At 58.9% G+C, this 13,622-nt stretch carries 14 protein-coding genes; 8 read left to right on the forward strand and 6 right to left on the reverse strand.

Annotation, left to right across the window (positions count from 1 at the left end):
• Positions 1 to 20: 20 nt before the first annotated feature.
• A complete protein-coding gene (locus tag KDB76_RS12195; RefSeq protein WP_023660555.1) occupies positions 21 to 1,532 on the reverse strand; it encodes a sensor domain-containing diguanylate cyclase in 1,512 nt (503 codons plus the stop codon).
• A gap of 160 nt (positions 1,533 to 1,692) precedes the next feature.
• The gene (locus KDB76_RS12200) at positions 1,693 to 2,793 is read right to left on the reverse strand and encodes an SDR family oxidoreductase (RefSeq protein ID WP_023660556.1); all 1,101 of its coding nucleotides are present in this window, start codon (positions 2,791 to 2,793) and stop codon (positions 1,693 to 1,695) included.
• Between the two features lie 73 nt (positions 2,794 to 2,866).
• Between KDB76_RS12200 and KDB76_RS12205 the strand changes: the two genes are divergently transcribed.
• The 7 genes from KDB76_RS12205 to KDB76_RS12235 all read left to right on the forward strand — a co-directional run bounded on the left by KDB76_RS12205 (position 2,867) and on the right by KDB76_RS12235 (position 10,767).
• On the forward strand, positions 2,867 to 3,253 hold the full coding sequence (locus KDB76_RS12205) for a MerR family transcriptional regulator (RefSeq protein ID WP_023660557.1): 387 nt from the start codon (positions 2,867 to 2,869) through the stop codon (positions 3,251 to 3,253).
• Positions 3,254 to 3,346: 93 nt separating this feature from the next.
• Positions 3,347 to 3,871 (forward strand): RNA polymerase sigma factor, encoded by a 525-nt coding sequence (locus KDB76_RS12210; protein WP_013972239.1) that lies wholly within the window; start codon positions 3,347 to 3,349, stop codon positions 3,869 to 3,871.
• Positions 3,868 to 4,701, forward strand: coding sequence for a FecR domain-containing protein (locus KDB76_RS12215; protein WP_013972240.1), 834 nt, complete (start codon positions 3,868 to 3,870; stop codon positions 4,699 to 4,701). Before KDB76_RS12210 ends, KDB76_RS12215 begins: the two co-directional genes overlap by 4 nt.
• Before the next feature lie 77 nt (positions 4,702 to 4,778).
• Entirely contained in the window at positions 4,779 to 7,217 is a 2,439-nt protein-coding gene (locus tag KDB76_RS12220) for a TonB-dependent receptor (RefSeq protein ID WP_038409389.1), read from the forward strand.
• Between the two features lie 91 nt (positions 7,218 to 7,308).
• A complete protein-coding gene (locus KDB76_RS12225) occupies positions 7,309 to 7,818 on the forward strand; it encodes a GNAT family N-acetyltransferase (protein WP_024086851.1) in 510 nt (169 codons plus the stop codon).
• 241 nt (positions 7,819 to 8,059) lie between these two features.
• On the forward strand, positions 8,060 to 9,757 hold the full coding sequence (leuA, locus tag KDB76_RS12230) for a 2-isopropylmalate synthase (protein ID WP_038409391.1): 1,698 nt from the start codon (positions 8,060 to 8,062) through the stop codon (positions 9,755 to 9,757).
• Between the two features lie 293 nt (positions 9,758 to 10,050).
• Positions 10,051 to 10,767, forward strand: coding sequence for an SDR family oxidoreductase (locus KDB76_RS12235; RefSeq protein ID WP_023660562.1), 717 nt, complete (start codon positions 10,051 to 10,053; stop codon positions 10,765 to 10,767).
• A 111-nt stretch (positions 10,768 to 10,878) separates the two neighbouring features.
• Here KDB76_RS12235 and ftrA read toward each other — a convergent pair whose 3' ends face one another.
• Positions 10,879 to 11,838: a transcriptional regulator FtrA gene (gene ftrA / locus KDB76_RS12240; protein WP_038409393.1), complete on the reverse strand. Its 960-nt coding sequence runs from the start codon at positions 11,836 to 11,838 to the stop codon at positions 10,879 to 10,881.
• Between the two features lie 95 nt (positions 11,839 to 11,933).
• On the opposite strand from ftrA, the gene KDB76_RS12245 reads away from it, so the two are divergent.
• On the forward strand, positions 11,934 to 12,368 hold the full coding sequence (locus tag KDB76_RS12245; RefSeq protein WP_038409395.1) for a rhodanese-like domain-containing protein: 435 nt from the start codon (positions 11,934 to 11,936) through the stop codon (positions 12,366 to 12,368).
• Between the two features lie 124 nt (positions 12,369 to 12,492).
• Here KDB76_RS12245 and KDB76_RS12250 read toward each other — a convergent pair whose 3' ends face one another.
• Genes KDB76_RS12250 through KDB76_RS12260 form a run of 3 tightly spaced genes read right to left on the reverse strand, consistent with a single transcriptional unit; the run spans position 12,493 to position 13,577 of the window.
• Positions 12,493 to 12,801 (reverse strand): chorismate mutase, encoded by a 309-nt coding sequence (locus tag KDB76_RS12250; protein ID WP_047932587.1) that lies wholly within the window; start codon positions 12,799 to 12,801, stop codon positions 12,493 to 12,495.
• A 36-nt stretch (positions 12,802 to 12,837) separates the two neighbouring features.
• Positions 12,838 to 13,266, reverse strand: a complete 429-nt coding sequence (locus KDB76_RS12255) for an MAPEG family protein (RefSeq protein ID WP_038409399.1) — start codon at positions 13,264 to 13,266, stop codon at positions 12,838 to 12,840.
• Complete coding sequence (locus KDB76_RS12260; RefSeq protein ID WP_024086856.1) at positions 13,263 to 13,577, reverse strand: DUF2834 domain-containing protein; 315 nt, start codon at positions 13,575 to 13,577, stop codon at positions 13,263 to 13,265. Before KDB76_RS12260 ends, KDB76_RS12255 begins: the two co-directional genes overlap by 4 nt.
• Positions 13,578 to 13,622: the final 45 nt, after the last annotated feature.

Genomic DNA, 13,622 nt, shown 5'->3' on the forward strand with positions numbered 1-13,622 from the left:
ACATTCCTTGTTATTTGGTTTTATGTCTTCGCCCGGTCGACATGGAGGCGATTGCGGCCGGCCTGCTTGGCGATATAGAGCGCCCGGTCGGCGCGCTCAATCAGTGATGGCGCGCTGTCCAGGGCCGTACCTTCGGAGCAGGCGATGCCGATACTGGCGGTTATGTGTCCGAATGGGCTGCCGTTGTGAGGGATGGCTTGCAAGGCCAGGCGCTCGAGCATCAGCCTGGCGACGACGGCCGCTCCATCGTTGTCGGTATCGGGCAGGATTACCGCCATTTCCTCACCCCCGTAGCGTGCCAGCAGGTCGCGAGGGCGGCGAATGCAGGAAGAGAGCAGGGAGGCTATCTGCTGCAGGCAGGCATCGCCCGCCGGATGCCCGTAGGTGTCGTTGTAGGGTTTGAAATGATCGATGTCGATCATCAGCAAAGCCAGCGTGGTGCCATTGCGATGGGCCGTGCGGATTTCCTGAGTCAGCGCTTCGTCAAAGCAGCGCCGGTTGGCAAGCCCCGTGAGCGCATCGTGCATCGCCAGGCTCTCGAGCTGCTGGTTGCTGTCGAGTAGCCGTTGCTGGGTCAGTCGAAGCTCGCTTTCGACCGCATTTCGCCGGCTCATGGCGCGAATCAACAGCCAGCCAATGGCCCCGGTCAGTGCCAGCAGCACAGCGACCACCAGCGTTGACAGCAGCGCCTCGAGCCGCCAGGCCGAGAGTGCCTCCTGCTTGCCCAGCGCGACCGTTGTCACCAAAGGTAGCTTGTCGCTCTTGCGAAACGCATAGAGGCGCTCCACGCCGTCCAGGCTGGAGGTGAACGATGCAGTGCCTGCTGACTGGTCGACGAGATACTTGGTAAAGATGGGCGACTTCGAAAAGTTGCGCCCCATGTCCTGTTCCCGAAACGGGTAGCGCACCAGCATGGAACCGTCGGTATAGGCCAGCCCGATGGCACCCTCATGGCCGACATCGAGTTTGCCGAATAGCTGCAGGAAGTTCTCCACGCCAAGCGTCATGGCGACAACGCCGGCGAATTCGCCATGGTCATCGTTGAACCGCCGGCTGATGGTGATCACCCATTCCTGGTTGACGCGGCTACGGATTGGCAGGCCGATGAAAGGGTCGCGGGACGGGTCGTCACGATGGTGTATGAAAAAGGCGCGGTCGCTGCTGTTGGCACCGACGGGGGTCGGCTGGTTGGACGACATCAGCCAGCGTCCGTCCCTGGCGTAGATCATGATACCGCTCATTGGCGGCATCAATGGTTGCTGGCGCTTGACCAGTTGATCCAGCCGCTCGATCTGCGCAGGTCCCGAGCCCTCGGTTTCCAGGCGCTCGACCAGCCCGAGCAGCAGCATTGAGCTCTGACGGACAATACCTTCCGAATAGGTGGACAATGCCTGGGTCAGGTTAAGGCCATGGACATTGATGTCTTCCAGGGCACGCTCGCGAGAAGCCATGACCTTCCACAGCGTTAGCGAGGCGAGAGAACAACCGATGACCGATAGCAGTAGCACAACGAGGTGGATGTCACGCTTCACGTCAATTCACACGCCTTTTTCCCTAAAGACCAAGTTGAGCGTCGACACGCTTTAGCTAACCGGACGGTCAGAAAGTAACCAATCGGTTCATGTGCAACAATATAACACCGAAGTTGCTGGAATGTTCGACAGAATCACGCGTTCTGTCAGAACCCGTTTGTTATCTTCCGGCAGGATATGCAGAAGTATGAACATGACGATTGGGCAAGTAGCCCTCAACGTAGCGCACCGTCTTTTCCAAAGTTCGCGTCATGTCGGGATGGGCCAACTGATACTTTCGTTCCAGTTGCTGGCTGTCGTTCATGTCGAACCGCTGCGTCTGGATGAAGTTCAGTGACTCCGCGCTGATCGATAATCGGTTGGCCAGTCCTGGAATCGCCAACAGCCACTTCAGCAACCCTATGGGTACATGGCGGCGGGGGGGCTCTATATCCAGCGTTTGTGCCATTTGCTCAAGCATACCCTGCAGGTTCGGCGTGTACTCATACAGCGCCAGGACCTGCCGGTTGACCATTGATGGGTCGAACGCCACGCACGTCATCATCTTTACCAGGTAATCAACGCTGACCAGCGGCAACCAGTGCCTGGCGGAACCGGGGACAGCCTTGAACCGGCCCAGTGCCAGGTTTCTGATGAGGTCCACCAGAGGTTGACCTTCAGGGATATGCCCACTCTCGCTGTGACCACATACCGTAGCAGGATGAACGATCGAGTAATCTGCGCCTACCTCCTGCATGTAACGGATGACTGCGAAATGGGACTCCAGCTTGCTGCCTTCGTAGCCCCCGACACGGCCATATACTGCAGGCCAATTGGTGTTTTCAGGGTGCGCGTTATCAACCCCGATACTTGCAAGATGGGTAAGGTTCTGCAGCATATAACCGCCAGCCATTAGCAAGCGGATACGCTGGCTCGCCGCAAGCCTGGCGACCCTCAGCGCCCCTTGTACGTTGACTGCGCGGGCCTGTTCCATTGTAAGGCCCCAGGTAAACTGCGCCGCGAGGTGAAAGACCACCGCGGCCGAAGTTACGCATTGCCTGTCTGCTTCGCTGAGTCCAAGCCCATCCCTGCTGATGTCTCCTTCAACTGCGTTTAAATACGCGGGATTACCTCCCAGCTGGCCTACCTGCTCTTTGAGGCGTTCGATGTTTGCAGGGTTGCGCATGAGCACCCAGGTCTTGTGCCCTGTCGCGGTAAGATGGGCCAGCAGATGTTGACCCACAAACCCACTGCCGCCAGTGACGAAGCATTCCACGCTCATATCTGAATCCTTGTCTGGATGATCGGCGCAGGCTAAGGTGTAGAGCCTACTCTACAGTCAAGGAATTTTTATCGTGAATGTCGGAGAGTTGGAGCGCCGGAGTGGGGTGGGCCGCCATACACTGCGTTATTACGAGCAACTCGGGCTTATCGTGGCCCATCGCCAAGCCAACAATTACCGCAGCTACAGCGACCAGACCGTTGTTGACCTGGCCTTTATTCAAAGTGCCCAGAGCGGCGGTTTTTCGCTCGCCGAGATTGGCGACATCCTTGCGGCCAAGCGCGGTAACACGATCGATTGCGCCCAAGGCGCGATGTTGGTAGCCGGCAAGATGGCTGAAATTCAAGCGAAGATCAACACGCTGCAAGCCGCCTATGTCTTTCTGGATGCGGAGCGTGCAAAGCTGGAAGCCAGTGCCATTGCCAACGGTCTGACCATTCCTCGCCCTCTCTCGGTTTAGCATGGCTCGATGCTGTAGCTTGTTTATTCGCAATTATTTCTCATTTACACTTGTGTCTTGTTTTCGAGGCCTACCTCTTATCCAGGATGCATCGTGTCGTTCGATCCCGCCAAACCGTCGCTGCTGTCTACATTGGTCCGTCACTATGACGAGCTGGTGGACCACATTCGCCGACGCTTCGGCGACAGAAGCATGGCGCGCGATGTAGTGCATGACGTGTGTGTGCAGTTGCTTGAGCGCGGTGAGAAAGAAGACGTCAGAACCCCACTGGCCCTGCTACGAAAAATCTCCCACGACACCGCCGTGAGCCGCTATCGTAGCGATCGGCGCCGAGGCGCCTGGGTAGAGGCAATTTCCGAGCTGCCAGAGGTGGCCTGCCCGGCAGCCACCCCGGTGACCAGGTATGACAGCGCGCGCGAGTTTCAACTGCTCGTCAACGCTATCGCTGATCTCCCACCACGCTGCCAGGCTGTTTTCGTCATGCACAAGATTCACGAAATCCCCCAGGCAGAAGTCGCTGCGCGCCTCGGTATTTCCCTCAAGACTGTGGAAAAGCATCTGCGCCTGGGGTTGGCGGCGTGCAGGCAACGGCTTGGGCGCGATGAGGTGCATCCATGACCAAGCAGCCCGAACAGGTGCCATTGGACGAGGCACTGGGGCGACATCGTGAAGAGCTCAAGCAGCTGTTCCCCATGCCGCCGTCCAGGTCAGCGCCCTCCAAAGCGGTGAAGTCGGCCGGTATCACACTAGCGGTTGCGATCGCCTTTGCGGCCCTGGCGTGGCTGAACCCAGCCTACAAGAGCGAGCGTTTCTCTACCGCCATTGGTGAGCGGCGCGCTGTGCTGCTGAGCGATGGAAGCAAGCTGCTGCTCGACAGTGGCACGCATGTCGATATCAGTTGGCGTCTGCTCAGCCGCGAAGTCGACCTGCGCGCAGGGCAGGTGCTTTTCGATGTGTCCTCGGCCGTGTACCGCCCCTTCGTAGTGTCCGCTGGCATCGCGAAAGTCGAGGTGCTCGGTACGCTGTTCAATGTCCGCCGGCTGGATAACGACGCGGTGCGTGTGACCCTGGCCCGTGGGCGCGTGGACGTCACCGCTGCTGCAGCACAGGCGCCTGTCACCCTGACGCCAGGGCAACAGGTCGACTCGATTGGCGGGCAACTGATGCCGGTTGCAAAGGCTGACGCCTCCAAGGCGATGGCATGGAAAGATGATCGCATCGTGTTCGAGCAGACGCCGCTGGATGAAGCGGTGTCGTTGTTGCGCCACTATCGCAAGGCCCCCATCGAGCTGAGCGACCCAAGCCTGGCCGCACTCAAGGTGACGGGGGTGTTCGAAGCGCGCAATGTCGACCTGCTACTGGATCTGCTCCCCAGCATTCTGCCTGTCGCCGTGCTGCAGGTAGGGGACGGCAGTGTCCGGATTCAACGCAAACCGACAAGAAAATAATTCTCAGGCGCAGGTAGGGTTTCTCGATCCCCATGGCGGCTACTGAAAAAGCCCAACCACAAAAAGGAACTCGAGAAGTGCATTTTCCCCTCCGCAGTCGCCAGCTACGCCTGTCATTGCTTGCCAGTAGCCTGCTCATCGCAATGTCGGCCCAGGGCCGGGAAAAGGTGAACGTGGATCTCCCCGCCGCACCGCTGGGCGATGCCATCAACGCACTCGCACAGCAATCTTCGGTACAGATCATCTTCGCCAGCGATCTTGGTGCAGGCCGAAACGCGCCTGCGGTGAAGGGGCGGTTCACACCCGAGGAAGCACTTCAAACACTGCTAAAGGACAGTGGCTTGCAGGTACAGGCCAAGGATGAGCGCACGTTCGTCATTGTCGCGCAGGGTACCCCTGCATCAAGTGCTGGAATCCAGAGCGGACCCGTGGAAATGGCCCAGATGGAAATCACCGCCTCGCGCACCAGCAGCAGCCTGGTTTCCGCGACGCGGCAATCCACCATTCTCGAGCATGAACAACTGCAGGAGCTGCGCCAGGGGTCAGAGAGCCTGGCTACGGTACTGGCCAAGGCGGTTCCCGGCATGTCCGACTCCAGCCGCACCGTCACCGAGTATGGCCAGACCCTGCGCGGGCGCAGCATGCTGGTCATGGTCGACGGGGTGCCGCTCAATACCAACCGCGACTCCTCGCGCAACCTGGCCAACATCGACCCGGCACTGATCGAACGGGTCGAAGTCATTCGTGGCAGCAGCGCCATCTACGGCAGCGGCGCCACGGGGGGCATCATCTCCATTACCACACGGCCCGCGGGTGGTGAAAACCGCGCCGAAACCAGCCTGAGCGCGACGTCGCCGCTGACCCGCCTTGGCAGCGATGGCCTGGGGGGGCAGTTCCAGCAATATTTCGCGGGCTCTCAGGGTGCGGTGGACTACTCGTTCGACTTCGGTACCCGTCATATCGGTGCCTCGTATGATGCGCACGGTGACCGGATCGCCCCGGAGCCAAGCCAAGGCGACCTGTTCGATTCGAACATCTACAACATTGGCGGCAAGCTGGGGCTGCACATTGACGAGAACCAGCGAGTGCAGCTTGCAGTCAGCCACTACGATGCCCGCCAGGACACCGATTACGCTACCGACCCAAGCGTCGCGAAACTCCCTGCTGGCTCTGTGCCGGCCAATACGATCAAGGGCCTGGATCTTGACGAGCAGAACCGCATTCGCAACACGCTGGTGAACCTGGAGTATGAAAATCTCGACATCCTCGGGAGCCGGCTTTCTGCCCAGATGTACTACCGGGACTACTTCACACGCTTCACCCCGTTCGATGCCCGTGCCGTTGCTACCCGCGGCGGCAATGTTGACCAGATCATGCAAAACAGCGAAGTCTTCGGAAGCCGCCTGACCCTGCGCACGCCGATTGGCGACAGCGGCAGTACCGAACTGGTGTGGGGTGGTGACTATAACCAGGAGCGCAGCGACATGCCGCTCGATGTCTTCGACCCGGCGGCTTATGACGCCAGTGGCGGCCTGGTTTTCGACAAGACTGGCAAGCTCACGTACATGCCCCCGCTGAGGACGCGAAGCGCCGGTGCCTTCGCCCAGCTGCAGCATCGCTTCGATGAGCATTGGTCGGTCGACGGCGGCCTGCGCTACGAATACTCCACCGCCGAATTCGATGACTTCGTTCCGTTGTCCGAATCCACGGCTGCCTCCCCGGTGGCGGTGAAGGGTGGCGACATTGATTACGATGCGGTGCTGTCGAACCTGGGCATCGTCTACTCGCCGGTACTTGGCCAGGAAATCTACGCCTCCTTCAGCCAGGGCTTCCAGTTGCCCGACGTGGGCATCCAGCTGCGCAATGCGCGCCGTGGCTTCGACATCGGCGCATCGAACCTGGAGCCGGTCAAGACCAACAACTATGAGCTTGGCTGGCGAGGAGACCTGGGCAGCAACACACTCGGCACCCTGGCGCTGTTCTACACCACCTCCAAACTGGGGGATGTACAAAGTTTCAACAACGGCCTGATTCTGACCCGCACCAAGGAGCGTATCTACGGTGCTGAAGCCAGTGCCGATTGGCTGTCGGACGATGTTGTGTGGGGCGCAGGGGGGAGTGCGACCTGGATGCGCGGACGAGAAAAACCGGACGGTAAAGACTGGCAAGACATGACAGGCTATCGCGTTCCGCCGCTGAAGCTGACCGCCTACGTGCAATACAAGCCGACCCTGGATTGGAGCAACCGCTTGCAAGCCACGTTCTTCGATGCCAAGGACTACAGGCTCGATGGGGTGGACAGCTTTGGTCGACATCAGGTGAGCAGTTATACGACAGTCGACCTGGTCAGCCAGTACCAGATCTCCGCAGACGACAAGGTGAGCGTCGGCATCCAGAACCTGTTCAACCGCGACTACTACCCGCTCTACAGCCAGTTGCTGCGCAATAACAACAACACCAGCCACCTGCCGGCACCCGGCACGGTATTGACTGCCAGTTACACGCACAATTGGTAAGGTAGTGAAAACCCACCGGGCTCGATGTCGGCCCCGGTGGTCATTGTCATGTTTCACACCAATAGCTGGCCTGTAGGGTAGGGAGTCTACGATGGAACGGTCTTGCACCACTTATTATCTGGAAATGGTCTCGGCATCCGAGCTGAAGGAAAAACCACAGCTTCACGAACTCCAGATCATTGAATGTGAAGTGCCTCAGGCGGAATTCAATCAGTTTCTGTACAAGCTGGTAGGCACACCTTGGGAGTGGGGCGATCTTGACACCTGGGGGATTTCTGACTGGCAGGCACTCGTCGAACAGGATTGCCACCGTACCTGGGTTGCCTATTACCGTGGTGCGATAGCCGGCTATTACGAGCTCTATCGCCCCGATGGCAGTAACGCAGAGATACGCTACTTCGGGCTGGCACCTCAATTCCTGGGGTGTGGCTTCGGCGGAGCGCTCCTGAGTCACGCTGTTCGAGCAGCGTGGGAGTGGAGCGGTACAGAGCGGGTGTGGGTACATACCTGCACCTTCGACCATCCTGCCGCGCTTCTAAATTATCAGGCGCGAGGGTTCCATATTTTCAAGCAGGAGCAGGTGGTGGAGGCAAGCCAATAAGCCCTTTGTCCTGGAGCCGCATTCGTTTTTGACAGATTTCGGATGTGGCTGACTATTTTCATTTTTCGATATAAAATTCCATTTTTTCATTATTTATAGCAATAAATTTTCGCCGGTTGCCGAATTGATGCTGAATAACGCAATCGAGGTAAGCCAGGTTCTGTGTAAATTGGATCCAATACTTTGGCTTGTCCATCACGGGCAAGTACAAGGTGTTACACAGGCCCAGGAGAAAGCCGCCATGATGCTCAAGGATCCATCAATCAAATATCGCCACTTCGCCACAGTCGACCTGCCAGACCGCCAGTGGCCCAATCAGGTCCAGAAGGTCGCTCCCACCTGGTGCAGCGTCGACATGCGAGACGGTAATCAGGCACTGATCGAGCCGATGAACGCCGAACGCAAGCGTCGATTCTTCGACCTTTTGGTGAAGGTCGGTTTCAAGCAGATCGAGGTTGGCTTCCCGGCAGCATCGCAAACCGATTTCGACTATGTGCGTGAATTGATCGAGAGCGGTCGGATCCCCGAAGATGTGACTATCCAGGTCATGACACAGGCCCGTACACACTTGATCGAGCGTACCTTCGAAGCGCTCAAGGGGGCGCCACGGGCCATCGTTCATGTGTACAACGCAACGGCTCCCGTATTTCGTGATGTGGTGTTCGGCGTGGATCGCGCAGGTTGCATCGGCATCGCCACGCAGGCTACCCGGGAGATCAAGGCGCTGATGCAGGCCAATCCGCAGACGCAGTGGACTTACCAGTATTCACCAGAAACCTTCTGCTTCACCGAGCTCGATTTTGGCCTGGAAATTTGCGAAGCGGTGATCGACGTATTCGAACCGTCTCCCACCAACAAGATGATCCTGAACCTGCCTACCACCGTGGAAGTTTCGACCGCCAACGTGTTCGCCGACCAGATCGAATGGTTCTGCCGCCACGTACGCAAGCGCGATAGCGTGATCATCAGTATCCACCCGCACAATGACCGTGGCACAGGTGTGTCTACCGCCGAGCAGGCCTGCCTGGCAGGCGCCGAGCGGGTCGAGGGCACCTTGTTCGGCAATGGTGAGCGCACCGGTAATGTCGATATCCTGACCTTGGCCATGAACCTCTACACCAGTGGCATCAGCCCGGAACTGGATTTCTCTGACATCATCCATGTCCAGCGTGAGGTCGAGTTCTGCAACCAGTTGCCGACCCATCCACGCCATCCCTATGCGGGAGAGCTGGTGTTCACGGCATTTTCCGGCTCTCACCAGGACGCAATCAAGAAGGGCTTCGCCCAACGGCGGAAAAACCCCGACGGTTTCTGGGAGGTGCCGTACCTGCCGATCGACCCGGCCGACATGGGGCGCAGCTACGAGGCAGTCATCCGGGTCAACAGCCAGTCGGGCAAGGGTGGTGTGGCCTATCTCCTGGAGCAGCAGGGTATCGTCCTGCCGCGCCGGTTACAGATGGAGTTCAGCGGCCTGGTGCAGCAGGTCGCCGATAGTGAAGGGAGGGAGATCACCAGCGAAATGATCTTGTCGTGCTTCACCAGAAACTACCTGGAGCAGGGTAATCCCTACGCCTTGCTGCACCCCATGGTCACCACTGACGAAGCCTGCACTTACCTTGACGCTCAACTGCTGGTCGAGGGTGAACGCCTGGCGTTCGCTGGCAAGGGTAATGGCCCAGCGGCCGCACTGGTCCATGCGTTCGCCCAGCAGGGGCTGGTCTTCGATATTGCCGATTACCACGAGCACGCCGTGCGTGATGGTGCTGAGGCCGAAGCCATTGCCTACGTCGAAATACGTGTCAAGAACCAGTTGCTGTTTGGCGTGGGCAGGGACGGCAGCACACTCCAGGCATCACTCAAGGCTGTGGTGAGTGCTGTCTGCCGGGCCACGCGCCTGGGGCTGCTCGATACAGTGAAAAGCACGGTCGCCACGGCTTGAGGGATACTGGCTGGCGCTGCTCGGCGGTGTGGTGACCAATGCTGCTGCGGCCACGGCGAAAAAGGTGAAATGCCAGCTTTGTAACCCTGAACCGCTATTGACCTCGAGTTAACTCAAGGTTTTAGAGTGGCGGCACACTCGCTGCTTGCGCAAACGAACTCGCAAGCACCAGAAATGGACACTCCGACTTCACTGCTGGTTTTCCAGATTATCGGCTTCATCGCCTTGGGCCTGTCGAAGGCTATGACCGATCCAGTGAGGCCTGGAGCAGATCAGGGAAAGAGGAACAGCATGTGAAGACGATGATCGTAGGCGCCAGCAGAGGGCTGGGGCGGGCTTTGCTCGAAGGCCTCGGCAAGCCCGGGGACACGCTGATTGGCGTATCACGCAAACAGCCGAAAGATCTGGCCCTTGCGCCGGGCATCGACCTGTACTGGATCGATGCCGACCTTTCCAAGCCAGTGGCGGCTGTAGCACGGATCGCGGACCGAACACCTGCCGATCTGGACGTACTGATATACAACGTCGGCATCTGGGAAGAGCATGCCTTCAGCGAGCACTATGCATTCTCCGAAGACAGCGACGAATCGATCACCCGGCTGGTCGAGGTGAACGTCACCGCCACGCTGCTCCTTCTCAAACGCCTGATACCCAGATTGCTCGGTGCTCCCCGGCCGCAGTTGATCCTCACCGGCTCGACTTCGGCTCTTCGCCAGAGCGGGCGCCCGGAGGTAGCGTTCGGTGCCTCCAAGTTCGCCCTCAACGGCATGGCTGATGCGCTACGCGAAGGCTTCAGGGATGACAACCTGGCGGTGACCGTGCTTCAGCTGGGTTACCTGAATACCGATGACGCCCTGTCCACGCCATTGATGCAGGCTGCTGCGCGAGGTGAGCGGCGTTGGGTACCGGTACATGATGTGGTCACCATGGTCGATGCGTTGTTGCGCCTGTCAGGGGCTTCATTCGTACGGGAGTTGATCTTGCCCGCGATCGGGGATGAGCGCTTCTGACTCGCCCTGAGTCCGGATAGCAGCTGACGCGTACCAGGGCGCGACAGAATCGACATGCACGTGTTTCTGCTTCCTTGGCAGAAACGGTGTATCAAAGGTACCGCTGAACGGTCAGTGGTTGCCAAACTGCGCACGATACCTCATGGGCGCCAACCCCACGGTCTTGCGAAATGCTGCCCGGAAACTTTCCGCCGAGGCGAACCCGCAGCGTTCGGCGATTTGCTCATTGCTCAATGGGCTGCTTTCCAGCAACTCACGCGCCACGTTCATGCGCACCTGAAGCAGCCAGGTTTTCGGCGTGATGCCTGTCGCTTCGATGAAGCGTCGCAGGAAGGTACGTTCGCTCATCAGTGCCTTCGCTGCCAGCTGCTTGACCGTAAGCGGCCTGCCCACATGCAAGGTCGCCCACTCCAGCACCGCGGCAAGATCATCGCGAGGCTTCTGGGCAACGGGAGCGGGGAAGAACTGTGTTTGCCCTCCGGAACGCTGGGGTGCCATAACCAGGCGACGGGCAACGGTGTTGGCAACCTGGGTACCAAAGTCTCGACTCACCAGGTGCAGGCAGGCATCTATACCGGCAGCGCTGCCTGCCGAGGTAATCAGCTGGCCGCAGTCTACGTAAAGCACGCCAGGGTCAACTTCAATGAGTGGATAGCGTGCCGCGAGTTCGTCCGTATAGCGCCAATGGGTGGTGGCACGCTTGCCGTCCAGAAGGCCCGCAGCCGCGAGCACGAACACCCCCGAACAGATGGAAAGCAGCCGCGCCCCGCGTTGATACGCGGCGCGCAAGGCGTCCAGCAGCACCTGCGGCGGGCGCTCATCGCGGCTACGCCAGCCCGGAATGATAATGGTATGGGCATCAACGAGCGACTCCAAGCCGAACTCGGCAACGACCCGCATGCCACCTGCCGCGTGCATTGGTGCGGGATCGACGGCGACGATGCGATGCGTGTACCAGGCGAATTCGAACTCCGGGCGTGGCAGCCCGAAGATCTCCACGGCAATGCCGAACTCGAAGGTGCACAGCCCGTCATAGGCCAGCACGGCGACCAAACCAGGGTTCGTGAGCATTGGCGGAAAACTACCGGTGACTGTCGAGTGCGCCACTGTAGCGATACAGGCGGGCTTCCTACAATGGGCGCACTTTCAACCGAGGAGTGAAATCCATGCCAAGCCTGGTCAGCGAATATCCTGCCGCAAGCCCATCCGATGCCCTGCTTCATTTCAGCCGCCATCTGGCGTTCGAGACGGATTGTTCGGATGTTGAACGTAGCCAGCGGTCGGGTGATGTCGACTATGTGCTGGTAGATGTAAGGAGCAGCGAGGCGTTTGCGCAGGGCCATGTGCCGGGCGCGATCAATATTCCTGGCCGCACCATCAGCGCAGAACGCATGGCTGACTATGCGCGCCAGACGCTTTTCGTTGTTTATTGCGCGGGGCCGCATTGCAATGGCGTACATCGGGCGGCGGTTCGCTTGGCTGAGCTGGGTTTCCCGGTGAAAGAAATGATTGGCGGGGTTACCGGCTGGCTTGACGAGGGTTTTTCGTTGGTGGGGGTGGACGTCGCTGCACAGGGTAACGGCGTTTCCTGTGCATGTTGAGTCGAGAGGGCACAGTTCGAGCGGCATCACGCGATGACGTACCCGGCCTGATCGAGCAAATGCCGCTTTGAGTCAAAGATGGAAGGGGGAGGCGGCGGGGCTTCGGATGAGCCCCGCGTTGTCTTCAAGATGCTGAAGGTCGGTTGGCCGGCTGCGCATGGATGGCCAGTTCTTGAGTGATGAAGGCCGAAATCATCGCCCGGTAGACCTGCTCCACGACCTCGGCCGAGGCACCAGTTTCGTCAGCCATTTCACGAACCTTCCTTATCACTTGCTCGACCCGAGCTGGCGCACGCACATCATCGGTGGTTTTTTTGAAGACCGCTGCTTGCGTCACAAGACGGCCCCGTTTTGCGAGAAGCGAAACGAGATTGCGGTCGATTTCATCGATATCTGGATGTTGGGGCCGCGCTTGCAAAACTGAATCTCGCAGCAAATTCTGCCTGGGGCTTCTGGCATGAACCCAGGATCAGGGCACCCATATCGTCATTGTGAGCGACGTACAGAACCCCAAGAGGCAGAGTATCCCGATACCATAGTAAACCGTGCGCCATGGCTGGATACCCCTCAAGTAAACCACGGTATGCAGGACCCTGGCGACGGTGAACAGAATGCTCAACACTGCCGTGACGGTTGCAGGTGCATTCGTGGCAATGGCCAACCCACCGAGCGCGAAAAAAGTCGGGATGTTCTCCAGGTCGTTTGCCCAGGCCCTGCTCGCCCGATTCACTTGTACAAGCTCTGCTTCACGGGCAACCCGATTGAAAACAGCGGCGTCTTCTGCGTTGGTGAATGCCCTGTGCCGCAGTCGGAACCAACCTTGGTAACAGGAGACCGCAAACATCTTGAGGAACAGCACAACCACGCACAGCGCGTAGACGTTCAAGGCATCGTTCACACCTGGCGCCCCCGATCAAGGCCATTGACCGCCAGATAGAGCAGCGGCCCGACGGACACGAAAACCGCCGTGAGCAGCAAGTAGGGAAGCATTGCGATGAGCGACCTGCCCCGAGAGTGGTTGTCCTTCACCATCCAGACGCAGGCCAGCGCCGCCATCAAGTACAAGTCGATGACCACCTGGGCTGTGTCCGGTCGCGAAACAAGCTCGCGCCCAAAGGCCAGTAGCGATTGTTCGGCAATCAACATCGTCCAGCCACTGTAAATCGAAAAGAGCACCAACGATGCCAGCGCACAAATACGAAGAGCCATGATCATGTCCCTGATAGGTTTTCCTGGCACATTAGGGGTAGGATG

Source organism: Pseudomonas sp. JS425, from assembly GCF_018223845.1.
Classification (GTDB): Bacteria; Pseudomonadota; Gammaproteobacteria; order Pseudomonadales; family Pseudomonadaceae; genus Aquipseudomonas; species Aquipseudomonas asiatica.

Bases quoted from the DNA above. Each gene is read 5' to 3' on its own strand.
- leuA (WP_038409391.1), top strand. From the start codon at position 8,060: ATGATGCTCAAGGATCCATCAATCAAATATCGCCACTTCGCCACAGTC.
- KDB76_RS12225 (WP_024086851.1), top strand. From the start codon at position 7,309: ATGGAACGGTCTTGCACCACTTATTATCTGGAAATGGTCTCGGCATCC.
- KDB76_RS12215 (WP_013972240.1), top strand. From the start codon at position 3,868: ATGACCAAGCAGCCCGAACAGGTGCCATTGGACGAGGCACTGGGGCGA.
- ftrA (WP_038409393.1), bottom strand. From the start codon at position 11,838: ATGCTCACGAACCCTGGTTTGGTCGCCGTGCTGGCCTATGACGGGCTG.
- KDB76_RS12200 (WP_023660556.1), bottom strand. From the start codon at position 2,793: ATGAGCGTGGAATGCTTCGTCACTGGCGGCAGTGGGTTTGTGGGTCAA.
- KDB76_RS12245 (WP_038409395.1), top strand. From the start codon at position 11,934: ATGCCAAGCCTGGTCAGCGAATATCCTGCCGCAAGCCCATCCGATGCC.
- KDB76_RS12260 (WP_024086856.1), bottom strand. From the start codon at position 13,577: ATGGCTCTTCGTATTTGTGCGCTGGCATCGTTGGTGCTCTTTTCGATT.